This is a genomic window from Mycobacterium sp. IS-1496, assembly GCF_001499995.1.
In the GTDB taxonomy this organism is placed as follows: Bacteria; Actinomycetota; Actinomycetes; order Mycobacteriales; family Mycobacteriaceae; genus Mycobacterium.
This window is the reverse complement of record NZ_LQIU01000045.1, coordinates 132,047-157,639: the sequence shown is the minus strand read 5'-3', so window position 1 is coordinate 157,639 and position 25,593 is coordinate 132,047. Positions and strand designations below refer to the sequence as shown.

Sequence of the window (25,593 nt, the reverse complement as noted above, 5' to 3'; positions counted from 1 at the left end):
ACAATTCGACGCGTGGGCAACCGTTGGCAGTTGCTCGACCGTGCGGGGGAACGCGACTTCATCCGTTCCGCACTCAGCGATGCGGACAAACGCGGGGTGGTGCTGGTCGGTCAGGCGGGCGTCGGCAAGACGACGCTCGCCAGAACCGCGACGGCCACGATCCCGTCCGTCCGGTGGGCGTCATGCACGGAATCCTCGAAAGTCATCCCGCTCGGCGCCTTTGCGCCGTGGGTCACCATGACCGCCGCCCGCGATCCGATCGCCCTGCTGACTTCGGCCCGCGAGGCACTCCTCGACGCCGACGACACCGTGCTCGGGGTCGACGACGCCCATCTTCTCGACCAGTTGTCGGCAACGTTGCTCCACCAGGTCGCCGTCGAGGGCAGCGGACGGATCATCGCGACGGTGCGGAGCGGCGAAGCGGTTCCTGATGCGGTCACGTCATTGTGGAAGGACGGAATTCTCGAGCGTCTGGAGTTGCACCCCTTCACGAAGTCGCAATGCATTTCACTGGTGCAAAGAGTTCTGCGGGGCACCGTCGAGGGGCTGTCCGCCGACGTGATGTGGAATTCGTCGAGCGGTAACCCGCTGTTCCTGCGGCATCTCGTCGAGGGCGCGCTGGCTGCCGGCGCACTCACCGAGGTGAACGGCGTGTGGCAACTGCGCGGCCACGCGGCCGTGTCGTCCGGGATGGTGGCGTTGCTGGAAGCCCGCCTCGACCGGGCGGGCGCCGAGGCACTGTCGGCCTTGAAGGTGCTCGCGCTGTACGAACCGCTGGACCTCGACACCCTGTGTGCGTTGGCCGGCGCGGAGGCCGTCGACGCCGGTGAGACCCAGGGGTTGATCCACGTCGTCCAGGACGGTGGTCAACTCAACGCCCGGATAAGCCATCCGTTGTTCGGGGACGTGATCCGACAGCGCATCGGCACCGCATCGGCACGGCGGCTGCGGGGCCGGATCGTCGACGTGCTCTCCACCCGTGAGCCCGACTCGGCGGCGACCCGCATCCGCCTCGCCGAGCTCTACGTCGGCAGTGATCGAGACGTCGACGACGCGTTGCTGATCGATGCGGGCAAGGACGCCCTGTTCCTGGCGAACCTGGAGACGGCGGAGCGCTTCGCCCGCTTGGCCTTCGAACGCCACGGCGATCTGCGGGCGGCGGGCCTGCTGTCCCGGGCCCTGCTGTGGCAGGGGCGCGCCGCCGAGGCCGACGACATCCTCGCCCTCTTCGACCCCGCCGCCCTCGACGAGTCGCAACTGGTGCTCTGGGGCCTTCCGCGTCTGTCGATCCTGTTCTGGGCGGTGGGCGACGTCGAGCGGGCCCATCGGCTCCTGGGTGTGCTGCACCGTCGGGTCGCGCACCCTGCGCTGCGCGCGATCGTGTCCGCGGTGGGGGCGGCGATGGCCGTGCACGAGAACAGGATCGCCGACGGACTGCACGCCGCGCGGGCGGTGATCGACAATCCCGACGCGCCGGAGCAGGCGGTGGAATTCGCCGCTCTGGCAGCCGGTTTGGCCCTTCCCGCGATCGGTCACGGCGACGGCTTCGAACCGATCGCCGCGCTCTGCCGGCCCGACCTGACCCCGACCGACGGGATGATCAGGTTCATGATCCGCTACGGCCTGGTCGTCGCGCGGGTGTACTCCGGGGAACTCGACGCCGCCGACGCGGCGGTGGCGCAGTGCGCCCGGTTCTCATCGTGCGGGCAGTTCGTCGGGTGGGCGATCACCAAGATCATGGCGGGCTGCGTCGAGGTGTACCGCGGCCACTTCCCGGACGCGGTGTCCTCTCTCGAACAGGCGCTCGCAGCGCTGAACGCGGAGAACTCGATGCCGTGGCGGCTCGTGGCGCGGCTTCTGCTGGTGCGGGCGTACTCCGCGCTGGGGGACACGAAGAGTGCCGAACGGGTGCTGGCCGAGACGACCGGACAGCTCGGACCCCATATGGCGCTACATCATCCGCAGGCCCTGATCGCGAAGGCGTGGATGGTGGCGGCCCGGGGTGGCGGGCGCACCGCCATCGACCTGGCGCGCACCGCGGCGGACCTGGCGCACCGCTCGGGGCAGTTCGCCGTCGAGGCGGAAGCGCTGCACCACGCGGCCCGCTTCGGTGACCGTGCCGCGGCGCCCCGCCTGGCGGCGCTGGCGCGGGTGGTCGACGGTGGGGTGGTCAACCTGCATCGGCGCCACGCCGCCGCGCTTGCCTCGGCGGACGCCGAGCGCCTCGACGCGGTCAGCCGTGACTACCAGGAGGCCGGCTACCTCCTGTCCGCTGCGGACTCGGCGGCCCAGGCGGCCGTGCTTCACGAGATCGACGGGTGGCCGCGCAAGGGCGCCGACTCTGCCGCGCGGGCGCTGAAATTGGCAGCTGAGTGTGGCGGCGCGATCACGCCCGCCATCGGCTCCGCCGCCCGCCCGTTGCCGCTCAGTTCCCGCGAACTCGAAGTCGCGGTGCTGGTCGCGGAGGGGCTGACGAATCGTGAGGTGGCCGAACGGTTGACGGTGTCGGTGCGAACCGTGGAGAACCACATCTACCGGTCCTGCGCGAAGCTGGATCTGCGTGACCGGGCGGACCTCGCGGCCGCGGTGCGCAGACAGCCTGCCCGCAAATCGAGTAGTCCGCTACTCACGCGGGTGCCCGGGCAAGCGCCGTAGATTCGGTCCGCGGATCGTGGGGGTGGCCGAGATGAGCACACGAGTGCGCTGCGACGGTGTCGTGTTCCGCGAGAAACTGCGCGCACCGGAGGCGACCGGCCTGGCGCGTCCCCGTCTGGAGTCAGCGCTGCTCGACGCGCCGTCCACCGTCGTCGATCTGGTGGTCGCTCCCGCAGGCTCCGGTAAGACCACCCTGCTGTCCCGGGTGGCCGCGGCACGCGGCGGTCCGGTCGGGTGGTACCGGGTCACCGACGACGACGGCGCGGAGTCGCGGTTCGTCACGCACCTCGCCGCCGCGCTGGGCCCCGTGTGCGGGACCGGCGACGCCCGCTCGATGGACACGCTGCTGTCCGCCCTGGACAGCTGGTCCGGTCCCGACGCGCTGGTGATCCTCGACGATCTGCACGAGATCGCCGAAACCCCGGCCGAGCACGCGCTGGAGCGGTTCCTGTCCCTGCGGCCCCGGCGGCTGCGCGTCATCCTGGGGTCGCGGCGGACCCCTGACATCAACATCCCGCGCCTGCGGGTCTCGGGGACCTTCCACGAAACCGGCAGTGACCAATTGCGCTTCCGCTCATGGGAAGTCGAGGAACTGTTCGCCAACGTCTACCACCAACCCCTGCGTCCCGAGGCGGCCGCGGCCCTGACCCGGCGCACCGGGGGGTGGGCGGCTGGACTGCAGTTGTTCCACCTCGCCACGACCGGGCGAAGCGCGGCCGAGCGGCACCAGGCGGTGTCGGACCTCGGTGGACGGTCGAAGCTGGTCCGCTCCTATCTGGCCCGAAACGTCCTGGGCGCGCTACCCGATGACCGGCGGGTGTTCCTCCTCCGGACCTGCACCCTCGGTCGACTGTCCGGGCCCGCCTGCGATGCGCTGCTCAACACCGGCGGTAGCCATCGGGTGCTCGAGATGCTCGACCGCGAACAGCTGTTCACGTCGACCGACGACGACGGTCTGCACTTCCGCTATCACGAGGTGCTGCAGACCCATCTCGAGTTGGCGTTGGTCGAGGAGTACGGCAGCGACGGAGCCCGCGCGTGGTACGCCCGCAGCGGTGTGGTGCTGGAGTCGCTGGGCGATCTGCGTTCGGCCACCAGGGCTTTCGCCAAGGCCGAGGACTGGCCCGCGGTCTCCCGCCTGATCCGCAGGGCCGGCGCGGACGGAATCGGAGAGGATCTCCTGCCGCCGGTGACGTTCCGGCGCGACCCCTGGCTGTCGTTGGCCAACGCCCGTCGGCTCGCCCGTGACGGCGCGCTGCAGGCCGCCAAGGACGCCTACGTCGTCAGCCAGAGCTGTTATGACGAGCGGCGGTTCAGCGAGATCTGCGCGTCGGAAGCGCAGGCGGTGACGGGCTGGCTTCCGGCGACGGCAGGATGCGCTCCGGCGTTCCGGCATTGGAGCCGGGTGCTGCGGGACGGGCTGCGTGAGACACCGGACCTGCGCGCCTGTGCCCCGACGACCGGTGACGCGGGGGTTCGGCTGGCGCGCGGTCTGGTCGCGTTGGTCGCCGCTGACACCGACTGGGCCCGTACGGCGATCGCGTCGGTGCGCCGCGACGAGAGTGCCGGCGCCGCCGTGGCGATCGCCGCCGATCTGGCGTGGGAGGTGCTCGACGTGCTGCGTGCCGACGCCGGAGACCTGGACGATTCCTCGGGCACCAGCGACGTCGCGGCACTCGCCGAGGCCAACGGACTGCCGTGGCTGGCCCGCCTGGCGCACGGGTTGCAGCAGTTGGCGCTCGCCCGCTCCGGTGACGCCGCATGGCGACTGGAGTGCTGCGCCGAGGTGATCGCGGCGTGTGACGCCCGCGGCGACGTGTGGGGTGGGGCCCTGCTGACCCTGGCGGTCGGTCTGAGCAAGAGGGCGTTCGGCATGCCGTCGGTCGAATTGACCGATGCGGCGGCGCGATTCACCGAGTTGGATGCGCCGATGCTGGCGCGCTGGTGCACCGACGCCCCGATCCGGAAGACGACGCCGGTGCCGGTGGCCGTCCGCTGCTTCGGTGAGTTCCGCATCGAGGTGGCGGGCGCGCCGGTCGACCTGAGCCGGTTGAGACCGCAGGCGCGCAGCGTGTTGCAGCTCCTCGCGCTGGCTCCCGGCATCGATCACCACCGCGAGTTCCTCGAAGAGGCGTTGTGGCCGGGTGCCCCGCACACCGCCGCATGTCACCGGCTGCAGGTTGCGGTGTCGAGTGTGCGCAACCTGTTCGGCGACGGCCCGGTCACCGTCGAGCGCCGCGGTGAGTGCTACCGCCTCTGCCTGCCCGCGGGTTCGGCCGTCGACGTCGTGGACTTCGGCGCGGCGATGACGGCGGCGGCCACCGCATCCGCGCGAGGCGACGTCGACGGCCGGATCGCGGCGCGGCGCCGGGCGCTGGTCGTCTACACGGGGGATCTGCTGCCCGGGGTGGCCGCCGACCCGGTGGACGACGAACGGCAGCGCTTGCGCCGTGCCGCCGCGTCGGCCGCGGCGGGCCTGGCGGCCGACCACCGTGCGCGGGGCAGGGGAGCCGAGGCGCTGGCCGCGGCGCAGCAGTCCGTGGACCTCGACCCGTACCAGGAGGGTCCGTGGCTGTTGATGGCCGAACTGCACGAAAGCGGCGGCGACCCCAGTGCCGCCGAGCTCAGCCGACGCGAATGTGCCCGCATTCAAGCGGAGTTGGCCGTCGGCCGGTGACCGTCGCGGGCGACGGCCTCCACCCGGTGCGGGAGATGGGCGGGTTTCACCGCGGCCACGATCGCGTCGAGGCGGCTGAGATCGACACCGTCGGGCGTGTCGGTGACCAACCGGACCAGCAGCACCGGCGCCTCGCCCGGAGCCGGCTCCAGGATCTCGACCGGCTGGTCGAACACTGAGTTGACCGCTGCGCGAATGGCTCTCGCGGTGCCCCGCCACGGCAGCAGGGCGACACCGGACATGACGAGTTCCCGTTTGCGCTGGGCGTCGACGTGGCCGTCGAATGCGAGGCCGATCCAGGCGGCCAGCCAGTCCAGCATGGCCTCCGGCGTGGTGGCGGGGTCGAGGTACGCGGGAAACCCGTCGAGCACCGCGAACACCGGGGCGAGCAGCTCGTCGAAGACGCCGCACAGCGATTGCGTCATCGGGTCGCTGCGGTACACCCCCGGCATCGTCTCGATCAGGGGCAGCGGCGAACTCAGGTCGCAGGCCGGGCGATTCACCGTCATCTCCACTGCACCTTGTGCCGGTGGGACAGGACGAGCGCGTCGGGGTTGAGCAGCAATGTGTCGACCCTCTCGCCGCGCGCACCGGTGGTGACGTCGGCCGGGTACAGGTCCAGTGTCAGCTCTTTGGCCATGTCGACGCCCGGCGTCCACGCGAGCGCGGCGGCCAGTTCGTGCCGTTGCACCGGTCGTCCGATCGGCCATCCGGTTCCGTCGTATCCACCCGTGAGGGGGTGAAGCAGCCGGTTGAGCGCCCTCAGCACGTCGTCGCGGAGCCGGTCGCGCCGATACCCCGCCAGCGGCGTCAGTGTCGCCACGACGGTCAGCCCTTGGTAGGCGGGCTCTTTGACGCGCACTTGGGTTCCTGCGAGCTTGCGCTCGTCGAGGTGGGCCTTGATGCGTGCCTTCGTTTCCTCGGACAGGTCGAGGTCTTCCCTGCGGACGGCGTCGAGCGCATCGCTGGACACGTTCGGTACGACCAGCAACCGGACGATGCCCGCCTCGCCGGGACTGGACGGTGTCAGGCAGTGCACCCGCGCGACGCCCGGCGCCGCCTCGCGGGCCAGTTCCTCGAAATCCTCCGCCGTCACTGCTCTGCCACGGGACCGGATCAGCAGCGGTCCCCGGATCTTGGCGTCGTCGATGGTCTCGGCGGGCGCGCCGCCGGCCGCGGAGCGCCGGTTCTCCACGGTGGACACGTACGGCACGCTGGTCTTGAGCACGTGGATCGCGCCCTTGCGCACGTTGCCCGCGGGCCCGCCTCCCGTCCGGTAGGCCGTCATCTTCAACGTGGCACCCTTCGGCGGGACCTTCCCGTACTGGGTGAGGGTGCCGTCGCCTTCCCGCACGGCGGGCCCGAACACGACCTCACCCGCGACGGCATCGACGTGGAAGCTCGGGCTGTCCCGCTTCTCGAAGGCGAAGTTCTCCACGGCGTGCCAGTCGGTGGCGTCGCCGTCGCGGATCACCGACAGCGTGGTCGCCGCCCATGGCAGCACCGGGCGGTTCTTGAGGGGAAAGCGTTGTGCCGGTGTGCCGTCGGAGATCCCGAGCAGCTCGTCGCGGATGACCCGGGCGTGCACGATCGGAATGGTGCCGCCCTTGGTGGCCGCGCTGATCGAGTTGATCAGCGGTGACTCACTGTAGGTGTCCTGGCCGGGCGACGGTTCGAGCAGTCGGCAGCGCAACCATCCTCGACGGGTGCCCGAGAGCGTTTCCGGCGAGGCGAGCGTATGTCCCTTGGGGACGTGCAGGATGACGTCGCCGGGTTGGTTGAAGGCCTGGGTCTCGTCGCGATCGACCTCACACGGCTGCCACCCGCCGGGTTCGGTCCAGGCCTCCCACACGTAGGGCGGATCGGTGGGGTCGACCCCGACTCCGGAGACCTGGCAGACGATGCGCAGCAGCACCGCGCAGCGGGGCACCGCCGCGTTCAGGCCGATCAACAGAGCGTCTCCGGGCGTGGGCATCGGCGAGAAACAGGCGAATCCGGTGCCGGTGGTCGGGTTCTGGTCGACCGGGATCCCGCCGGCCGCCACCGTCGCCACCTGACCGGACTCCAGTGTGCAGGGGATGATGTCGAGTGGTTCGGCCGTGGAGAACACCACCGGCTCCTCGAGATCGGTTCGGTCCGTGCTGATCTCGATCCCCTCCCGGACCCGGACGGTCTGCGGTTGCGGTGCGGACAGCCAGAACGTCACCTCACCCTGCGCCGCACCGGGTGGGCGCAACTCCAGGCCCAGCAGTTCGAGGAACTTCACGTAGTGCCGGTCGGGAACGCGGTTGAGGCGGTAGAGCAGCTGATCCAGCATCATCGCGACGGTCTCGACCAGGGTGATCCCGGGGTCGGAGATGTTGTGTTCCGACCAGGCCGGGCAGCTCCGGCGGATGTGACGGCGGGCGTCGTCGACGAGACTCTGGAAGTCACGGTCGTCGAGTCGCGGAGCGGGCAACATGTCAGCCGCCTCCCAGAGCGGGTTGGTGGGTGCCGGTGAGCGCGGGCGGCTCGTCGGGGATGACGTAGAACGGGAACACGAGGTTGCGGTCGTCGTTGTCGCCCCGGATGCGGTATTGCACGTCGACGTAGAACGTGCCGAAATCGACTTGGCTGTAACCGACCCGCACGTTCTCGACGTCGATGCGCGGCTCCCACTGTTCGAGCGCCGCCCGGACGTCGTTCGCGATCGACGCGGCGGTCGCCTCGTTGGTGAGGGAGAAGAGGTGATCGTTGATGCGGCAGCCGAATTCGGGACGCATCGGACGCTCACCGGGTGACGTGCACAGGATCAGGCGGATGGCCTGCTCGATGTCACGGCTGCCGGTGGCCAGGGCAACCGAGCCGGTCGCGTCGACGTCGACCGGGAAGTTCCAGCCGGCGCCGATGAAGTCGATCGTCATGCTCATCCTCCGATCAGCACGGTGGCCGCGCCGGGCGGCAGGACGGGCGCCGAGCAGCCGGCGAGGTCGCCGACCACCGCGGCGACCCTGCCGCCGATCAGCACGGTGGGACAACCGGGTCCGACGAGCGGGGTCGGTGGGTGGGGTGCCGGGGGAGGCATCATGCACGTGTGCATGTCGCCGAGGACGGCGGCCGGTCTGCCCTCGATGAGCACGGTGGGCACACCGGGACCGGCAATGATCCCGGGATGGCCGGTCGGATCACCGACCCTGGCGGCTGGCGGCATCGTCGTGTTCTCCGTTCAGTTGATCTTCACGGGTGAGCCCTGGATGACCGTGGGGCCGGATGCGGACAGTGTCGCGGTGGCGTCGGCCGTCACCTTGACCCGTGGTGCCTTCACCGAAACACTCTGCGCGGCAGCGATGGTGATGTCTCGGCCCGTGAGCTCGAGCTTGTCGCCCGCGGCGTCGACGACGACGCCTCGGGTTCCGGTGATGGTCACCGTCCCGTCGCTGTGGACGTCGATCCTGCTGCCGGCCGCGTCGAGCGCCACCCGGAGTTTGCCGTCGCCGGTGGCGGTGGTGAGGCCGTCGGAGCGGCCCTCGTCGTCGAACAGGTCGATGCGGTGGCCGCGCCGCGATACCAGCGAGCGGCGGTTCACCGCACCGGATCCGCTGTCGATGACGCTCGGGCCCGTGGAGTCCGGCAGGTCGGCCCCGTTGTGCAGACCGCCGAGCACGTAGGGCCGTTGCGGGTCGCCCTGTTCGAAGGCGACGAGCACCTCGTCGCCGACCTCCGGCAGGATCAGGCCCCCGCGGGTGCTGCCTGCGCCGAGCTGCACGGTGCGCGCCCAGTCGCTGACGTAGTCGTCGGACAGCCACGGGAAGGTCAGCCGCACGCGGCCCTGGCCTGCGGGGTCGTTGACGTCGGAGACCTGGGCGATGACGACACCGAAGCCGCCGTGTGTCCGCCCACCACCGCCGGCCAGTCCGTAGAGGCTGCGCTCCTGGCGTCCGGTCACCGAGAAGGCGGTGGTGTAGCCACCGCTGTTGACGTCATAGCGGTGTCGCGCGGTGGTGATCGTGTACTTCCCGTCGAAGGGTGCGCCCGCGTTCTCGATCATGATGCTGACGTCGGCGCGCAGTTTCGGGTTGCCGCGGGCCACGGCGTCGACCTCGGCGAAGGAGCTGCCGATCTCCTCGGCCAGCGCGCCGGCGGCCGAATCCGCCTCGGACTGCGTGCGGTAGGCGACATCCGATGCGACATAGGTCGGATCACCGAAGGCTCCGGCGATGTCCTTCGGTGTCAGCGTGGGCAGTTCGACGCTCGTCGTGCCCGCGGGCACCGTGCTGACGATCTTGCGTTTCTGCGCCACGTCCCATCCCCGCACCTCGACCTTGGCCACCTGCTCGGCGGCGGTCACGACGCCGCGGAACCGCAGCAGGTCGGTGCCCAGACGCAACACGAGTGGGTTGGCGGTCTGCCCGGACGGTGTCGGCGCCTTCTCGGCGGGCTGGCGCGCGCTGAAGTCGAGTTTGTCCTCGCGCATCTTCAACTCGAATCCGACCCGCCGAGCGACCGTGTCGAGGAACTCCCAGTCCGTCTGTCCGCACTGGCCCAGGTGATCGAACACGGTGGGGGTGGATTCGACCTGACCGGGTGTCAGCCCGGCCCGCTGGGCGACCTGGGTGACCGCGTCGGAGGCGGTGATCTGGGTGTAGGAGGTGGTGTGCCGCCCGCGGAACAACCGGTGGGTGGGATCGAATCCCCGGATGGCGGTGAAGGATCCGGTGTTGTCGAGCACCGCCTCGACCGCGGTGACCTCACCGGACAGCAGCGGTTCGGGGGTCGGGGTGGAGTCGGTGGCGACGGAGATCGTCACCTTGGTGCCCATGCGCACCTTCGACTTGTCGACGACGATGCGGCCGGGATCGCGGAACCGGAGCATGAAGGCATCGGGGAGTCGCAGGCTGAAATCCACGTACGCCGATGTCAGCAGCGCCGTCACGTCGGCGGGCAGCGGACTGCCGTCGAAGGTGACGAGGAAGCTGGCGGTGCTGGTCATGGCTCACCGGGCCAGGGTCTCGGCGGGAGGGAGCAGGATCGGTGTGCCCGCGGGGATGCGCATCGGATCGTCGATGCGGTTGTACTCGGCGAGCGCACGCCACATGGTGGGGTTGCCGTACTCGCGGTAGGCCACGAGAGCCAGGGTGTCCCCGGCGATGAGGGTGTGGGCGCGGTCGACGTCGAACACACCGGAGGTGGGGTTCTGCTTGCTCCGTTCGGCAGGCATCTCCTCGAGGTTGACCGAGCAGACCGCGCGAATCGGCACACCGTTGGGTGCGAACCGGGTGTACTTGGCGTTCACCTGGGTGACGAAGGCCGGGAAGCTGGTGACGTTGCCCCATTTGAACACCACCAGCGGGGGCATCGGCTTCTTCGCGTTGCGTGTCTTCTCCAGTGGGACACAGCAACTGAACAGCTTCTCGACCGCGTCGACCACGCTGTCGGCGTGTTTGAGCGTGGCGTCGAAGAACATCTCGAGGGTGAGCTTGCACGGGTCGGCGCCGCTGAACTCCGGCGGCCCTGCCTGTTTCGCGCCTTTGACCGGTTTGCGCTCCCACTTCGCCGACTTGCTGATCGACACCTCCTTGGGGTTGAACTGGAAGGCGATGCTGCCGATCGGCGATCCGAGCTTGCTGCCGCCAGGCGCCTCGGCGGCCTCGTACATGTCGATCGACGCATGGTCGTAGGACGGGTTGGCCGAACTCACGATCGTGCTGTCGGAGATGTTGGCCGGCTTGCCCGAACTGGTGAGCGCGATGGCGGTCATCGGCCCTGACCGCCCGGGAGGAAGCCGTGGTGGGCGATCTCGAGTGTCTCGGTGAACACCTTGGGGGAGTCGAGATTCAGGCTGGGGCCGGTCCACCGCACGGGCACCACACCGTCGAGCGACCAGGTGGCGATCGCCTCACCGTCGGAGCGCATCGCCTTGATCACCGCGGTGGTGGGTTTGATCCCTCCCAGCGCGGCGGATATCCACTTGATCAGCTTCTCGCTGTCCCGCCCGACGGGTCGGGAGAGCTTGATGTTGCTGAACTTCATCCGCGTCGGGAGCTGCCAGACCATCGCATTGTTGCCGCCTTCCTCGCGCTGCTCCATCACGACCTCGAGCCCGAGTCCCTCGCAGGTCGAGAACGTGCCGATGGACTCCTTGTCGAGTTCGACCGCGAAACACACACCCACCCACGGTTCGTCGTTGTCGTCCGCGCTCATCGGTCCTCCTGTGTCATCGCAGGTCCATCAGCACACCCGCGCGTTCGCGGTCGAGCCAGAGCTCGGAACGCAACCGGGCAGCGAGCGGGTCGTAGAGGCGGTTGACCAGTTCGTCGATGTTGCCGCCCGCCGGTGTGGCGCCACCGGTCGCGGTCTGTGGCGCCACCGCGGTCACCGTCGCCGTCGTCTCCGGTGCGCCGGCAGCGGTCGGCTCGTCGGCCGGCGCGGCGGTCTCGGAGGGTTCCGCATCCCGCTGCACCGAAAGCTCGCCGAAACTGACCTCCGTGTACTCGTGGTGCTCCACAACCGAAGCGGGAGGCGGGCGCGTCGTCGTGACGGAGCTCCGGCCGCCGGGGTCCCGGGGCGCGGCAGCGTGTTCGAACATGCGCTGCAACGGCATCGGCCGCGGGCTTTCCGCGATCTGCTGGACCGGTAGCGGCGCGGGGTCGTCACTGCTCTCCGGACGCTCCGGCGCGCGCAGCGGCGGAAGGACGACGCGCATGTGCGGGGCGGGGCCCGGTGCGGAGTCGGGCGCGATCGGGGTGACGCTGCGCTGCACCTCGGGGACCACCTCGTGCGGGTGCGCGGTCGGCGGTGTCGGAGTGCCGGGCCGCGCTGGGACGGAGCGCGTCGCCGCGGCGAGAGTTGATGGCGCGGGAGTCGTGGCGCGCTGCGCCACGGGTGGGGCTGTCGTCGCCGGGAGCGCGGTGGCCGGTGTCCGACCGGCCGGGGCGGCGGGGTGGTGCGTCTCGGGCGGGGTGGCGGGTCGCTGCGTGTGAAGCCCGAGCGGCTGCGGCGGCGAGTGGACCGCTTCGTGGGCCGGCGCGACCGCGATCCGTTGGAGCGGGGGTATTTCGGCCACCGGCGGCGGTTCATGGTGTTCGACCCGTTGCGCCGCAACCACATCGCGGTTGCGCGCGGCCGGAGGCGTTGCCCCGGTGGGGCGTTCAGGTGCCGGATCGACCAAGGCCGAAGGTGTGGTCGGACGCTGCACCGACACACGCTGCACCGACACACGCTGCACCGTGGCTGCCGGTGTTGTCCCGGTGTGGTGGTCCATCGGTGCGGGTCGCCGGGCCGGGATGGGGCGCACCGGGTCGTCGGGGGCGAGCCAGGTGATCGCCTCGCTTGCGACCGCGCGCTGCACATCGCGTTCGATCGATGGTGCGGTTGGTCCGTCGGTGATGGCCGGGCCGTGGCCGTCGCGGGTGTCGGCGGGCGGATCGGGCTGCGCGACGGCGATGACGTCAGGCGGGGATGCGGGTGGCTCCGGGACCGGCCGTGTGGTGTCGACGTGCGGTGAGGGCGACGGCGGCGCGGGCGCCGGCACCGTCGTGCTGCGTTGGACAACCCGGTGACCGGGCCCCGACGAGTGGAGGGACCCGTTGGCCGACAGCGTCTCCGCAGCCGCCGTGCGCGGCACCGGTGGCGGCGGGGACGGGGGAGTCGCAGCCCCGTCAGCGACGCGCTGTACCGGCGTGGCGGCCTGTGCGGGCCGCACCGGGTCACCCGTGGCGACGGGGGTCTCGTGCTGAACCGGCTCGGCGAACGGCGGGGCAAGCGGTGCGACGACGGGAAGCTCGCGGTGCTCGCCGGGATCGGGTGCCCGCGTCAGTGAGGTGCCCTCGGGCAGCGGAACCGCCGATGCGGTCACCGGCGCTTCGGCGGTCTCGGCGGCCTCAGGTGTTTCTGTGGTTTCCGCGGTATCCGCGAACACCGGGGCCGCCGAATCCTCGCTGCGCTGAACGGGATCCGGTGCGGACACCATGCGCTGCGGCAGGTGAACGCTGCGCTGCCATGAACGCGGCTGCGACGCGACGACGGGTCGCGGCGGAGGTTGTGGAGGCGGGGCGCCGATATCGAGGATCGTCAGCGTGTCGGCATGCTCGGTGGCCAGCGTGCCGGCGGACGACACCAAGCCCGGGTTGCGCGCGGTGGTCAGCGAGGTGGAGAACCGGTCGAGATCAGTCGTCGCGGCGATGCCGCCGACTGTCCGTTGGATCGGCGGCAGCGCCTGCCAGCGAGGGTCCGGGGCGGCACTCGGCGGCGCCGCCGGAACCGTCCGCCGCCGCGGCCACCATCCAGCCAGTCCTGCCATCGTTCACCTTCCGTTTCTCTCCTGCGCGCAGAGGTTCTGCACCAGGCGCACGTAGCGGCGCCGGTCCCGGTGCTCGAGGTCGAGGAGCTGATCCAGCGGCCAGTGCAGGTGGTAGGCGATGTACGCGACCTCGTCGTGCAGGTGTTCGGCCCCGTACGTCACGATTCCCCCAGGCGGCTCCCGGCGAAGTCGACGGTGAACTCGGTGCCGCATCCCGGGCAGCGCACACCCGCCTGGGTGTGGCCGTCCTGGTTGACCCGGCGATAGAGGTCCTGCAGGAACGCGAGGTCGGATGCGAAGAGGTTCTCGATCACGCCGGCGTGGACGTCCTCGACCCCGCCCAGGCGCGAGACCACCCGGCCGATCAGCACGACGCTGAGATAGCGCGGGTCCTCCCGCACCCGGTCATCGCGTTGCGAGACCAATTCGTCACGCGCAGTGGCCAATCGCATCACCCCCTGGCGATGGATCTCGCCGCTCGCGTCGACGTAGCCACGGGGCAGGACGAAGGGGAATTCGGTGCGCAGTTCGCGGACGGGCGCCTCGTGGTCGGCGACGTCCGGGACGGCGAACGCGGGTCCTCTACGCACCCTCGGGCTCGCACTTCTCGTAGGTCAGCACGAGCTTCTCGGTGAGCACGCTGGTGTCGCCTGCCTTGAGCGAGCTGATCTCGAGGCTCTTGGGCCACGCCGCGGTGATCTTGTAACGCTTGACGGCGTTGCCCTCGTAGTCGTAGACGACGATCGCGCCGCCCTTGCGGGCGTTGCCCATCTTGCCCAGCTGAGAGTCCTTGACCCACTTGTCGAAGCTCTGGTCGCCGGTCAGCGGCCGGGTGAGCGTGCACTCACCCGCCTTCCACCGGCCGGGCAACTTCTTGACCAGATACTTGCCGTCGGTGGCCGTATTGGACTTGTACTCGATGACGTCCTGTTCCATCTTCAAGCCGGTCACCTCGGTGATCGCCTTGATCTGAATGCCGTCGAACTCCAGGCCGAACGAATGGCCTACGGAGCTGTCGTTCTCGGGCAGAGCCATGGTGTGTCCCTACTTTCGGTGTCGATTCCTGCGGTGTCACTCGGCTACCAGGCTGGTCCCGCCGGAGTACTGGGCGAGCCGGAAGATGACGAACTCGGCCGGCTTGACCGGTGCGACACCGATCTGGCAGACGACCTCACCGGCGTCGATGCCCTCGGCCGGATTGGTCTCCGCGTCGCACTTGACGAAGAACGCCTCATCCGGGGTCTGACCGAACAACGCGCCTTTGCGCCACTCGTTGACCAGGAACGCGCTGATGGTGCGCCGCAACTTCGCCCACAGCGCCTCGTCGTTGGGCTCGAACACCACCCAGTCGGTGTTCTCCAGGATCGACTCCTCCAGATAGTTGAACAGCCGCCGGATGTTCAGGTAGCGCCAGGCCGGATCACTCGACAGGGTGCGCGCCCCCCACACCCGGATGCCGCGGCCGGGGAACGCCCGGATGCAGTTGATGCCCGCCGGGTTCAGCAGATCATGCTCGTTCCGGGTGATGTTGGACGCGAGTTTGACTGCGCCCCGTACGATCTCGTTGGCCGGGGCTTTGTGCACGCCGCGGGTGTCGTCGTTGCGGCTCCAGATGCCGGCGATGAAACCCGACGGCGGGAGGTACTGCCCGTCGCCGGTACTGACCCACGGCCAGTACAGCGCCGCGTACTTCGAGTCGTAGTTCGCCTTCTCGACGAGCCACTCCTTGACCTGCTGGGCGTTCATCCCCGGCGGTGGGTCCAGGATCGCCATCCGGTCGCCCATCAACTCACAGTGGGTGATCATCTTCAGCTGCACCGATTGCACGGTCTCCAGGTCGATGGCTTCGCGTTGGTAGGCCGTCATCAGGTCGGGCATGCACAGCATCGTGATCTCATCGACCGCTTCGAGCCCCGCCACGCCGCTGCGTTCGGTGACGTCGCCGACGTAGTCCTCGGCCGAAAGCTGTTCGGGCGGTGCCACGTCGACCGGCGCCGGGGCGGCGAGGGCGACCTCCATACCGGCCTGCAGGTCGTCGAGCGACTGTCCGCTCACCGGTTCGAGTTTGATCAGCTGCGAGGCCGCGTTGACCACCGAGACCACGAAGGTCTTGCCGCGCGTGGTGGTGATGTTGTCGTGGTGCTCGATCGGTTCGTCGTTGCGCAGCACCTCCACCTGGAGGCGGCTCGGTTGGCCGTCGCCGTCCTTCTGCGACTCGACGATGCGGACCTTGAGGCTGTTCGACGGTGCGCCGGTGTCACGGGCCAGCACGCGCAAACCGTGGCCGAGCATGGCCTGTGGCGCCGATTCCAGGGCGGGGTTGCTCGTGGCGCCGCCGTTGCGGCCGGCTTCGTCGCCGATGGCGACGATGTAGGCCTTGCCCCCGCCGTTCTGGAAGAACGCGAACACCGACTGCGCCAGGCACGCGTTCTCGATCGGACCGCCGAACACGTTGGTGAACTGGGTCCAGTTGGTGACGAGGGTGGGTTCGTTGACGGGTCCCTTCGCGGCGAACCCGACGAAGGCCGCCACCGCCGTCCCGACGCCTTGAATCGGACGTGAGCCGGAGTCGATCTCCTCGACGTAGACACCCGGCGACAGGTATGTCGGCATTGCGCCTCCTCACTGAGTTGGTGGGCTGGCCACCACGATCGTGAGCGCGGCCGGCAGGTGATGGCAGAGGCGGTGGGACGGTCAGAGGGGCACCGGTGGATGCCCGTTCAGGCCGGACCGGCGACTGCCCTTTCGGGCACGCCGGACTGCCCGAAGGGCCACGCCTTGGCGTCTTGCCCCCTATCGGTGGGCGGCGGATCGTTGCAGCATCACCACACCAGGGAAGTGAGGCGGAAATGCATGCCCACGACACCGACCAGAGCCTCGAGTCCACTCTGCGGCCCAAGGCTTCCCGGCTGGAGGAGTCCGAATCGTCCCTTGCGCTACGTGCCGCTCTGTCGGGCCGGCTGGATGCGGCCGGGCCCCGCGGTGTGGCCGGGCTGCAGCGTGCCGTCGGCAACGGGAGCACCGCGGCGATGATCGACGACGAGCGCTCGCCGGTGCACGACGTCGTCAGTTCGGGCGGGGGCAGTCCGCTGCAGTCCGATGTCCGTGCGGACATGGAGGGCCGGTTCGGACACGACTTCGGCGACGTCCGGGTCCACACCGACGGCGCGGCGCACGAGTCGGCCAAATCCGTCAATGCGCAGGCGTACACGGTCGGGTCGAACATCGTCTTCCAGCGCGACAAGTACGACCCGGCATCGGAATCCGGGAAACACATGCTGGCTCACGAACTCACCCACGTCGTCCAACAGCGCAGCGGACCGGTCGACGGCACCGACGCGGGCGGCGGCGTGAAGGTCAGCGACCCGTCGGACCGGTTCGAACGCGACGCCGTCGCCAACGCGGACCGTCTGATGGCCGCACCGAGCCCCCCTCAGACCCACGACGTCCAGCGGAGCGCTGACGGATCCGACACCCCTTCCGTCCAGCGCGAGGGCGACGAAGAAGAAGAGACCGCACAGACATTCGTGCAGCGCGCCGAGGAAGAGGGCGAGGAGGAGACGGCGTAACCGATGACCGAGACCGCGGGTTCGGCGAGAGCGGCCGTCGGCCGCGCGCTCACCGCTGGGCAGCGCACCACCGCCGCGGCCCGGTCGCGCCCCGGCGGGATGCTCATGCAGCTGCAGCGCAGCGCAGGGAACGCCGCGGTCAACGCCCTGCTCGCCGCGAAGTTCAAAGGCCCTGACAGCGAGGCCCGTTCATCGCTGGACGCGGCCCTGACCGAGGCGCGCCGCGACGAGCCGGCGGTCAACGTCGTGGAGAAGGGTCTCAAGGCCGCCAAGAAGCTCGGCATCCCCGTCGAGCTCGAGGGTCCCAAGCCACCGGCGTCGGCGCTCGCCGCGACGGTGACCGGGTTCGGTCCCGGGGCGGTGCCCGCCAAGAAACCCGTTCCGCCGCCGAAACGGCTGCCCGCCGTCAACCCGCTGGGGAAGGCCGCGGCCAAACGGGCGGGACCCGCTGTGCCGAAGGCACCGGCGCGGGGTACGCCCGCATCGCCCGGCGGGGCGGGGACATCGACGGGGACGCCGGCGTTGTCGGCGGACCAACTGCTGCAGCCGCCGGTGCCCCCGAAGCCGGTCTCCCCGCAGGCGGACCCCGCCTTCAAGCAGGTCACCGGAGGCGTCAAAGCGTTCGGCCGCGACAAGAAGTCCCATCCGCCCGCGGCGGCGAAGGCCAAGGAGGCGCAGGGTGCGGCGCTGGCGCCCAGCGACGACGCGGCGGGACAGGCCAAGGCCGCCAAGGTCGACACCATGGACGCCCAACCGGCGGGGACCTTCGACAAGAAGGCGTTCATCGCGGCGGTCAAGGCGGCGATCGAAGCGAAGTCACCGAAGACGCTGGAGGAGGCCGATTCCCAGGCCAAGGCGGGCGGTGGCAAGGCCGGTGAGGTCAAGGGCGAGGTCAAGGGTCTGGTGTCGCAGGGCAAGGACGGCCAGACCAAGGACGTCAAGACCGCGACCGACGCACCGCCCGACCCGTCGACGGCGGTACCCAAGCCGGTCACTCCGATGTCGCCGGAAACCCAGAGCCCGCCCGCGGCGATCCCCGCCACCGGGGCCGCGCCGAAACCCGCTCCGCCCGAACAGCTCAACCTCGCGGCCGGCAAGCAGCAGGCCGACGACGAGATGGCCGGCGCCGACGTCAGCGAAAAGCAACTCGCCGAATCCAACGAGCCCGATTTCCAGCAGGCGCTCGCGGACAAGAAGGCCGCCGCCGCACACGCCGACACCGCCCCGGGCGAGTTCCGCAAGCAGGAACAGGACGTGATCGGCCAGAACAAGGCCGAAGCGGCGGCGGTGACCAAGCAGGGTGTGGCCGGCATGCAGGGCAGCAAGGCCGCGGCGCTGGCGAAGCTGGTCGCCGACAAGGGCAAGACCAAGTCCAAGGACGAAGCCAAGCGGGCCGAGGTCACCGCCAAGGTGCAGTCGATCTACGCCTCCACCGAGACGGCGGTGAAGAAGATCCTCGACGGGATAGACCCCAAGGTCGACAAGGCCTTCGAGGAGGGTGAGGCCGAGGCGCGAAGGACGTTCGAGTCGTTCGTCGCGGCGAAGATGTCGGCGTTCAAGAAGGACCGGTACAGCGGCTGGCTCGGCGGCTGGAGGTGGGCCAAGGACAAGCTGTTCGGCATGCCCGACAAGGTGAACACCTTCTACACCGCGGGCCGGGAGCTGTACCTGAAGAAGATGGACGCCGTCATCTCGCGGGTCGCCGACATCGTGGGTGCGGACCTGGCGGCCGCGAAGGCGCGCATCGCCGCGGGCAAGGCCGAGATCTCCTCCTACGTCAAGAGTCTGCCCGCCAATCTGCAGAAGGTCGGCGACGCGGCGTCCAAGGAGATCAACGACAAGTTCGCTCAGCTCGAGGACGACGTCAACGCGAAACAGGAGGCGGTCGTCGACACCCTGGCGACCAAGTACGTCGACGCCCGCAAGGGTCTCGACGAACGGATCGAAGAACTGCAGGCCGAGAACAAGGGCCTGGTCGACAAGGCCATCGGCGCGATCAAGGCGATCATCAACACGATCCGCCAACTCGCGGCGATGCTCATGAATGTCCTGGCCCGGGTGGCGGGCGTGGTCGGCGACATCATCAAACGTCCGGTCGCGTTCCTGTCCAACCTCATCGAGGGCGTCAAGGGCGGCATCCTGAAGTTCAAGGACAACATCCTCGCCCATCTGCGAAAAGGTTTGATGAGCTGGCTGTTCGGGGCGCTCGCCGAAGGTGGCGTCGAGCTGCCGGACACCTTCGACCTCAAGGGCATCGTCAAGCTGCTCACATCGCTGTTCGGGCTGACCTGGGCCAACATCCGCAACCGCCTGGTCAAACAGATCGGCGAACCGGCGATGGCGGCGATCGAGAAGGGCGTCGAGATCTTCCAGCTGATCGCGACCGGCGGGGTGGCGGCGCTGTGGCAGATGCTGATCGAGAAGCTCGGCGACATCAAGGAGATGATCCTCGAGCAGGTCAAGGACTTCGTGATCACCCGGATCATCACCGCGGGCATCACCTGGCTGATCGGGTTGCTCAACCCTGCGGCCGCATTCATCAAGGCGTGCAAGCTGATCTACGACATCGTGATGTTCTTCGTCAACAACGCCGAACGCATCATGAAGTTCGTGAACACGGTGATCGACTCGGTGGCCGACATCGTGCGCGGCAACATCAGCAGCGTGGTCAACAAGATCGACGACGTGCTGGGTCAGATGGTCCCGATCCTGATCGGCTTCCTCGCCAGTGCGATCGGTCTGGGCGGGATCGGGCAGAAGATCCGGGAGATCATCGCCAAGCTGCAGAAACCCGTGAACAAGGCCATCGACTTCGTCATCAAGCACGGACTCAAGCTGGCCGGTCCGATCATCCGCGGGCTCAAGGGCATCGGCAAGAAGGTCAAGGCTAAGGTGGCCGCCGGAAAGGCCTGGGTCAAAGGCAAAGTCGACGCCGGCAAGAAGTGGGTGAAGGGAAAGGCCGACGCCGCGAAGAAGTGGGTGAAGGGCAAGCTCCCGGGGTCGAAGAAAGTCGAGAATCACAAGAAGGACAAGAAGGACACGCCAGCTTCCAAGGATGTCAAAGCGGACGCGAAATCGCGGGTTGCAGCGGCGGTGTCGTCCCCCCACAAGAAGGCGGAAGTCGACGCCGCCTTGGGGAAGATTCTCATGGACCTCGGCCCCAAGGGGCTGAAGAGCTTGAAGATGGGCGGTAAGCGGAGGGACGGCATGTATCCGGTCACCGCTGTGGCGAGCCCTCCCGAAGTGCTACTCGCGTTGGCGCCTCGTCGCCGTGCTGTGCGGATGATCGTCACACTGACCGTGACCGGAGAGCCGCTCCAGGGTGTGACACCGGCACCGCGGCCGCGGACACGATATGACGAGAAGGGCAAGCTCGTGTCATCAGAGCTCACGCCAGCACCTCTACCGGCAACCAACGTCGAAGGTAAGGGCGGCAAGAACCGTGGGCGGTACGGCGGACGGTTGATCCCGACCGAACCCGGCTCGGACAAAGTCGAGGTTGTCACCTGGAATACGGGTGAGCTCGACTGGCGTGTGCGTTCGAACGCGAGCCACGCCGAGCCGCAATTCACCCAGTGGGCGCTGAAAGAGGAGAACAGACAACTGCTGCGGCGCACCACGAATATCGACATCCAGCTGTATGACTGGAATCCGTGTCTAGCGTGCGCGAGTGATCTCAACCGCATCCGACGCATGGCGCTGAACGCCACGGGGACGGTGACCTACCGCCAGGCCTATCCCGGTGAGAGCGGTGTGGCATTGCTGGAGGCGGCTGGCTGGACCGTCCGCAACCTCGCCGACGGTCCACCGGTCGCGACTCAGGAACTACAGGCAGCGACCAATCCGTAGAGATCCGGGAGCGATCATCATGGCTGACCAGAAATGCGAAGCGTGCGGGACACTCAACGCCGCCGACGTACGATTCTGCAAGAGTTGTGACGCCTTCCTCACCCCGCCGGCCGAGCCCGAACCCGTGCCCGTGCAGCCCTCACCGGACGGCGAGACCAATCGTGCCCAGCCGCCGCAGGTCGAGCTCGCGACCCCCGAGACCACCGTCTCCCCGGACACGCCGGGGGCCGTCGACATCCGCATGCGGAACAACTCCTCGATCGTCGACGCGTACCGTGTCGACCCCGTTGAGCCGCCGCAATGGCTGGTGATCGAGCAGCCCGAGATCCGTCTGATGCCGGGTAAGAACTCGTCGGTCACGGTGATGTTCTCGATACGGCCCGGAAGTTTCGTCGAGGCGCAGACGGTGAAGGTGCCGCTGCGAATCTGTTCGCTGCGTGACCTGACGAAGTTCGCCGAAACCCAGGTGGCGCTGGTAATTCCGCGGAGCGGTCCCAAGGTGTCGATCAGCGCGCGCCCCACCATCGTCAGCGTGGAGGACGAGACGTCGGGCAAATTCCAGATCATCCTCGACAACCGAGCGAGTAACCACACCCGCAGGGTCGTGCTCAGCGGATCGGACCCCGAAGGCACGGTGCGTTTCCACTTCGTCTCTCCGACAGAAGAAGTAGCGGCCGGGAAGTCCTCGACGGTCGACGTCCGGTTCGATGTCCCCCCACTCGACGAAGGCGAGAAACGGACCCGCCAGCTGACCGTCACCGCGACCGACGGCGACGAATCCGACAGTGCCGTGGTCACCGTCGACCAGGAACAGTCGGCGACGCTGCCGCTCAAACTACGGCTGCAGCCTAGCAAGTTGCGCGTCGAGGACTGCCCGGTCGCCGATCTGACCCTGCTCATCGACAACACCGACGGCAAGCACGACCGCACGCTACGGGTGGAAGGGCGCGACGCGGAGAGTGCGATGCGCTTCACCTTCCCGTCGCCGGAGGTCGAGGTGAAGGCCGGCAAGATCGCCACGCTCCGCTTCAGCGTGTCCGCCAAGCAGCCCCCTGCCGGAGAGCAGGTGTTGCGCGACTTCACCGTCGTCGCCGCCGAGGGCACCCGCGAGAGCGAGACCGCCGGAACCTTCACCATGGTCACGTCGCAGCCACCGATCCTCACGGCGGAGTTGCGCCTACACCCGGAGACGCTGCGGCGCCGGGACCGCACCGACGGCACGTATCAGGTGACGCTCGAGAACCACGACCGGTCGCAGTGGTTGCAGGCCAGCCTGTTCGCCTGGGACCAGGAGCGCATGATGCGGTTCTCCTTCGCGCCCGACCGGTTCGACATCCCGCCCAGCGGATCCGCCGGCGCGTGGTTGCGCGTGTCCGCGCCCAAACCGCCGCGGGGCAAGGAAGTCACGCGCACGTTCCAGGTCGAGGCGTCCGACGGTGCCGAATCCGCCACGAGCAACGGCACGCTCGTACAGTCCGGGTCGAACTGGATCCCGATCGTGCGGGCCGTCTGCACGTTACTCGGCGGGATCGCCGTGGTGGTCGGAACCTTCACACCCTGGATGGTCAACCTGCCCGACTACTGGATGACCGAACTGCCACGAATCGGCTCGGCGACCGATGACGTCGAACGAACCCAACCGGCCCTGCGCGCGGCGATCCTGTTCATGGCGGTCATGATGACGATCGGCCTGGCGGGCCGGGGCGGCAAGGCGACCGTGTCGGCTGCCGTGCTGATCGCGACCACGTTGATCGGCTACTTCGTCTACGTCAGCAGCCAGGTCAGCACGGGTGGGCCGATGTACGGGGCATACCTGATCGGGGCGGGCGCTCTACTCGGCATCGCGGGTGGTCTTCTCGGCCGACTGTGACGGCCACGCCAAGGCTCAGCCGCAAAGCGTCAGGACTGCGGTTTGCCGCACCGCGGGCAGAACCTGATCCCCGGGTCCATGCCGAATCCGCAGTTCTTGCAGGCGTTCTGGCCGGAGTCCAGTGACGGGGCACTCGGCGCGGGCCCCGGCGGCGGGGCGGGCGTCGGCGGACGACCCGCCGAACCGCCACCGCTCGGCGCGTACTGCTGGTGCGGCGACGGCCCGACACCGGCCAGTGCCGGCTCACGGTTGCGTCGCATCAGGACGAAGGCGAGCACACCGCCGCCCACCACCGCGAGCGCGCCCAAGCCCAGCAGCAAGAGCAGCCAGGTGGGCGGGCCCGAACTCGCGTCGCCGCGTTCGGCGCGCAGCCGCACCGCTTCCCGCTGCTTGTCCCGCGCGCCCGGGTAGTCGCCGGAGATCGCCAGGGCGGTCCCGAAATTGTCGATCGCCTCGGAGTACTTCCCGGCCTCGAAGTTGTCGAGTCCCTCCCGGTACGCCTCGTCGGCGGGCGACAGTTTCGGTGTGACATTGGCCTGCCCGAGAAGCTCGTTGAAGCCGGAGACCGGTGTGATGAAGTTGAAGGGCTGGTCCTCGTTGGACGGCATGAAACTGTTGACCCCGAGCACCCGGCCGTCCTGGTCCACGGTGGGCCCACCGCTCATCCCCTTGGTCATCGGGGCGCTGACCTGGAAGAGCGGTTGGGTCTTCCACGTCTGCTTAGCGCTGATCGTCCCGGACTTGACCGTCGGTTCGAGGCTGTAATCCGTCACGCCTGCCGTGCTCTCGGGATATCCGACCGCGAGCACCTCGTCGCCGACCTGCGGTGTCGTGTCGAGCGCGAGTTGGGCCGTCGGTATCGCCTGGTTGTCCAACTCGACCTTGAGCAGCGCGACGTCGCCCTGGCCCAAGGGCCGGAATGTGACCACCCTGGCCGGGATCGGTTCGACTTTCTCGCGCTGGCCCGCGCCGGAGACCACGATCTCCTGATCCGGCCCGGCGCCCGGGACCTTACCTTCGACGATCCACTGGTCGGCGCCGAGCTCCTCGAGACTCGCCCGGGTGACGTCGCCGCCCGAGAGCTGTTCGGCAGCGCTGATCACGATCGCCTTCCGGTTCTCCTCGGGGTCGACGCAGTGTCCTGCTGTGCCGATGTAACCGTCCGACGTGATGGCGAATCCGGTGCATCGCAGCGTGCTTTGGAACGGTGCGCCGTCGTTGATCTGCTGTTGCTGCTGCGGATCGACGACCGTCCCGGTCACCCTGGTCTCGATGTAGACGATGGCCGGCGTGATGAGATCGGCTGCCCGCGAATTGGATCCGCCGTCCGGCTGGGCGGCGGCGCCCGCGGGGCACACCAGGCTCGGCCCGGCGACCAGCGCGGTGACCGCCAGGACGCTGTTGACGCATCGAACTCGGGACATCGCTGCTCTCCTAGGGGGCGGGCACTTCAGCTGTCGGCATGAAGTCGGTGATCTCGGGGATGTAGTCGGTGATCGGCGGTAGTTCCGGGACGTATTCGGTGGCCGGCGGCACCTCGTCCGCCGGCGCCTCGACCGGCAACTCCGCCGGATCGGTGCCGACAACAGGCTCGGTGGGGTCCTCGCTGGGCGGCTCGCCCGCCCCCTCGGGCACCAAAGCCGGGTCGACGGAGGGGGTTTCACCCTCGGTCACGGGGTCTTCCTCGGTCTCGGTGACCGGCGACTCGGTGACCGACTCCGTCTCGGTCTCCGGCGTGGAATCGGTCCCCGACGAGTCGCCGCTGTCGATCGAATCGGACGTCTGGTCGTCGGTCACCGCGTTATCGTCCGAGACGGAACTCTCTCCCGTGACCGCCTCCTCGGCCCGCAGCGTCTGTTGGGCCTCTTCGACGACCTGGGGCGTGGCGACGAACGGCACCGGCTCGCCGGGTTCGATCGCCAGCAGCGGCGGCGGCGGCGCGTCGGCCGGAAGATTCTGCTGCGCAACCACATCGGAGAGCACGAACGTCTTGATAGGTTCCACCGCCGGCCGGACGGCGGTCAACCGTTTGATGTTCCAGTCCTCCCACTGGTCACCTCGGAATCGCAACTGGCTGACCGGCGCCGCCAGCGCGGCCGGTGGGGCGAGGGGATTGCCGCAGGCGCAGCGCACCACCGGTTCACCGGTGTCGTTCACCAGGACCGTCGTGCCCTTCTGCAGGACCGACTGGAAGGTGGTCACCCCGTTGTCGAAGCCGTGATTCGTCACGCGCGTGTCGGCGGTGAGCACGACGGGGGAGAGCCCGCCGAGGAAATCGCCGATGTCTCGGGCCTTGGTCACCTGACGGAACGCATCTGCCTTGTCCGGGTTCTCGCCGAGGAACAGGTCCATCTTCTCGCGGTCGCACACCGGCGAGTTCGGGGTGCCGCCGTACAAGCCGATCTCGGCTCCGGACAGCTCCTGGGTGGTCTCGGCCTCGCTGTCGAGGATTGTCGCACTCGACGGGACCGCGGTGGGCGCCTCGGCGGTGGAGATGGAATCCATCCACGGCGACGAGCCCGACGAACTCGCCGCCTCGAGCATGATCTCGGGGGCGTTCGCGAATTCGCTCTTGGTGCAGCCCACGACGTAGACGCCCGCGGCCGCCACGCTCGTCGACGCGATCACCGCCGCCAGGCGTCGCACCCGGTCCTCACGTTGACTTCCCATCGAACCGCCACCCCCGGTCAGGTCA

19 protein-coding genes are annotated in these 25,593 nt (G+C 68.9%); 5 read left to right on the top strand and 14 right to left on the bottom strand.

The features are described 5' to 3' along the window. Positions 1 to 12: 12 nt before the first annotated feature. Together AU195_RS20430 and AU195_RS20425 are read left to right on the top strand one after the other, a co-directional pair. Positions 13 to 2,655 carry a helix-turn-helix transcriptional regulator gene (locus tag AU195_RS20430; RefSeq protein ID WP_059160862.1) on the top strand — a complete coding sequence of 881 codons (2,643 nt, stop codon included), beginning with the start codon at positions 13 to 15 and terminating at the stop codon, positions 2,653 to 2,655. Positions 2,656 to 2,686: 31 nt separating this feature from the next. Beyond that, on the top strand, positions 2,687 to 5,332 hold the full coding sequence (locus AU195_RS20425; protein WP_059160919.1) for an AfsR/SARP family transcriptional regulator: 2,646 nt from the start codon (positions 2,687 to 2,689) through the stop codon (positions 5,330 to 5,332). Here the strand turns inward: AU195_RS20425 and AU195_RS20420 are convergent. From AU195_RS20420 to AU195_RS20370, 12 genes are read right to left on the bottom strand one after another with little or no spacing between them, the layout of a single operon-like run. Next, on the bottom strand, positions 5,305 to 5,841 hold the full coding sequence (locus AU195_RS20420; RefSeq protein WP_286149415.1) for a phage tail protein: 537 nt from the start codon (positions 5,839 to 5,841) through the stop codon (positions 5,305 to 5,307). The genes AU195_RS20425 and AU195_RS20420 overlap by 28 nt on opposite strands. Beyond that, positions 5,838 to 7,793 (bottom strand): putative baseplate assembly protein, encoded by a 1,956-nt coding sequence (locus AU195_RS20415; RefSeq protein ID WP_059160861.1) that lies wholly within the window; start codon positions 7,791 to 7,793, stop codon positions 5,838 to 5,840. The genes AU195_RS20420 and AU195_RS20415 overlap by 4 nt, the downstream gene beginning before the upstream one ends. Position 7,794: 1 nt before the next feature. After that, positions 7,795 to 8,235, bottom strand: coding sequence for a GPW/gp25 family protein (locus tag AU195_RS20410; protein ID WP_059160860.1), 441 nt, complete (start codon positions 8,233 to 8,235; stop codon positions 7,795 to 7,797). A gap of 2 nt (positions 8,236 to 8,237) precedes the next feature. Further along, the gene (locus AU195_RS20405; RefSeq protein ID WP_059160859.1) at positions 8,238 to 8,522 is read right to left on the bottom strand and encodes a PAAR domain-containing protein; all 285 of its coding nucleotides are present in this window, start codon (positions 8,520 to 8,522) and stop codon (positions 8,238 to 8,240) included. A 15-nt stretch (positions 8,523 to 8,537) separates the two neighbouring features. Then, on the bottom strand, positions 8,538 to 10,301 hold the full coding sequence (locus tag AU195_RS20400) for a VgrG-related protein (protein ID WP_059160858.1): 1,764 nt from the start codon (positions 10,299 to 10,301) through the stop codon (positions 8,538 to 8,540). 3 nt (positions 10,302 to 10,304) lie between these two features. Continuing rightward, entirely contained in the window at positions 10,305 to 11,069 is a 765-nt protein-coding gene (locus AU195_RS20395) for a CIS tube protein (RefSeq protein ID WP_059160857.1), read from the bottom strand. Continuing rightward, positions 11,066 to 11,512, bottom strand: coding sequence for a phage tail protein (locus AU195_RS20390; protein WP_059160856.1), 447 nt, complete (start codon positions 11,510 to 11,512; stop codon positions 11,066 to 11,068). Before AU195_RS20390 ends, AU195_RS20395 begins: the two co-directional genes overlap by 4 nt. 13 nt (positions 11,513 to 11,525) lie before the next feature. Then, positions 11,526 to 13,610, bottom strand: a complete 2,085-nt coding sequence (locus tag AU195_RS20385; RefSeq protein ID WP_059160855.1) for a hypothetical protein — start codon at positions 13,608 to 13,610, stop codon at positions 11,526 to 11,528. A gap of 3 nt (positions 13,611 to 13,613) precedes the next feature. Then, positions 13,614 to 13,772 carry a DUF6760 family protein gene (locus AU195_RS25995; RefSeq protein WP_172800653.1) on the bottom strand — a complete coding sequence of 53 codons (159 nt, stop codon included), beginning with the start codon at positions 13,770 to 13,772 and terminating at the stop codon, positions 13,614 to 13,616. After that, on the bottom strand, positions 13,769 to 14,200 hold the full coding sequence (locus AU195_RS20380; protein WP_059160854.1) for a hypothetical protein: 432 nt from the start codon (positions 14,198 to 14,200) through the stop codon (positions 13,769 to 13,771). Before AU195_RS20380 ends, AU195_RS25995 begins: the two co-directional genes overlap by 4 nt. Beyond that, a complete protein-coding gene (locus tag AU195_RS20375) occupies positions 14,193 to 14,645 on the bottom strand; it encodes a phage tail protein (RefSeq protein WP_059160853.1) in 453 nt (150 codons plus the stop codon). Before AU195_RS20375 ends, AU195_RS20380 begins: the two co-directional genes overlap by 8 nt. A gap of 36 nt (positions 14,646 to 14,681) precedes the next feature. Continuing rightward, positions 14,682 to 16,223: a phage tail sheath family protein gene (locus AU195_RS20370; protein WP_059160852.1), complete on the bottom strand. Its 1,542-nt coding sequence runs from the start codon at positions 16,221 to 16,223 to the stop codon at positions 14,682 to 14,684. A 236-nt stretch (positions 16,224 to 16,459) separates the two neighbouring features. Between AU195_RS20370 and AU195_RS20365 the strand changes: the two genes are divergently transcribed. The 3 genes from AU195_RS20365 to AU195_RS20355 are packed head-to-tail and all read left to right on the top strand — an operon-like array spanning position 16,460 to position 22,898. After that, positions 16,460 to 17,179 (top strand): eCIS core domain-containing protein, encoded by a 720-nt coding sequence (locus AU195_RS20365; RefSeq protein WP_059160851.1) that lies wholly within the window; start codon positions 16,460 to 16,462, stop codon positions 17,177 to 17,179. Positions 17,180 to 17,182: 3 nt separating this feature from the next. Continuing rightward, the gene (locus tag AU195_RS20360; protein WP_286149408.1) at positions 17,183 to 21,028 is read left to right on the top strand and encodes a phage tail protein; all 3,846 of its coding nucleotides are present in this window, start codon (positions 17,183 to 17,185) and stop codon (positions 21,026 to 21,028) included. A gap of 19 nt (positions 21,029 to 21,047) precedes the next feature. Next, positions 21,048 to 22,898, top strand: a complete 1,851-nt coding sequence (locus AU195_RS20355; RefSeq protein WP_059160850.1) for a COG1470 family protein — start codon at positions 21,048 to 21,050, stop codon at positions 22,896 to 22,898. Between the two features lie 29 nt (positions 22,899 to 22,927). Here the strand turns inward: AU195_RS20355 and AU195_RS20350 are convergent, their stop codons facing one another. Together AU195_RS20350 and AU195_RS20345 are read right to left on the bottom strand one after the other, a co-directional pair. Then, positions 22,928 to 24,322 carry a trypsin-like peptidase domain-containing protein gene (locus AU195_RS20350; protein WP_059160849.1) on the bottom strand — a complete coding sequence of 465 codons (1,395 nt, stop codon included), beginning with the start codon at positions 24,320 to 24,322 and terminating at the stop codon, positions 22,928 to 22,930. 10 nt (positions 24,323 to 24,332) lie between these two features. Next, positions 24,333 to 25,568: a DUF6777 domain-containing protein gene (locus tag AU195_RS20345; RefSeq protein WP_157531208.1), complete on the bottom strand. Its 1,236-nt coding sequence runs from the start codon at positions 25,566 to 25,568 to the stop codon at positions 24,333 to 24,335. Positions 25,569 to 25,593 lie beyond the last annotated feature (25 nt).

Excerpts from the sequence above, each read along its gene's own strand:
- AU195_RS20425 (WP_059160919.1), top strand. The coding sequence starts at position 2,687 with ATGAGCACACGAGTGCGCTGCGACGGTGTCGTGTTCCGCGAGAAACTG.
- AU195_RS20420 (WP_286149415.1), bottom strand. The coding sequence starts at position 5,841 with ATGACGGTGAATCGCCCGGCCTGCGACCTGAGTTCGCCGCTGCCCCTG.
- AU195_RS20415 (WP_059160861.1), bottom strand. The coding sequence starts at position 7,793 with ATGTTGCCCGCTCCGCGACTCGACGACCGTGACTTCCAGAGTCTCGTC.
- AU195_RS20410 (WP_059160860.1), bottom strand. The coding sequence starts at position 8,235 with ATGACGATCGACTTCATCGGCGCCGGCTGGAACTTCCCGGTCGACGTC.
- AU195_RS20405 (WP_059160859.1), bottom strand. The coding sequence starts at position 8,522 with ATGCCGCCAGCCGCCAGGGTCGGTGATCCGACCGGCCATCCCGGGATC.
- AU195_RS20400 (WP_059160858.1), bottom strand. The coding sequence starts at position 10,301 with ATGACCAGCACCGCCAGCTTCCTCGTCACCTTCGACGGCAGTCCGCTG.
- AU195_RS20395 (WP_059160857.1), bottom strand. The coding sequence starts at position 11,069 with ATGACCGCCATCGCGCTCACCAGTTCGGGCAAGCCGGCCAACATCTCC.
- AU195_RS20390 (WP_059160856.1), bottom strand. The coding sequence starts at position 11,512 with ATGAGCGCGGACGACAACGACGAACCGTGGGTGGGTGTGTGTTTCGCG.
- AU195_RS20385 (WP_059160855.1), bottom strand. The coding sequence starts at position 13,610 with ATGGCAGGACTGGCTGGATGGTGGCCGCGGCGGCGGACGGTTCCGGCG.
- AU195_RS20375 (WP_059160853.1), bottom strand. The coding sequence starts at position 14,645 with ATGGCTCTGCCCGAGAACGACAGCTCCGTAGGCCATTCGTTCGGCCTG.
- AU195_RS20370 (WP_059160852.1), bottom strand. The coding sequence starts at position 16,223 with ATGCCGACATACCTGTCGCCGGGTGTCTACGTCGAGGAGATCGACTCC.
- AU195_RS20365 (WP_059160851.1), top strand. The coding sequence starts at position 16,460 with ATGCATGCCCACGACACCGACCAGAGCCTCGAGTCCACTCTGCGGCCC.
- AU195_RS20360 (WP_286149408.1), top strand. The coding sequence starts at position 17,183 with ATGACCGAGACCGCGGGTTCGGCGAGAGCGGCCGTCGGCCGCGCGCTC.
- AU195_RS20355 (WP_059160850.1), top strand. The coding sequence starts at position 21,048 with ATGGCTGACCAGAAATGCGAAGCGTGCGGGACACTCAACGCCGCCGAC.
- AU195_RS20350 (WP_059160849.1), bottom strand. The coding sequence starts at position 24,322 with ATGTCCCGAGTTCGATGCGTCAACAGCGTCCTGGCGGTCACCGCGCTG.
- AU195_RS20345 (WP_157531208.1), bottom strand. The coding sequence starts at position 25,568 with ATGGGAAGTCAACGTGAGGACCGGGTGCGACGCCTGGCGGCGGTGATC.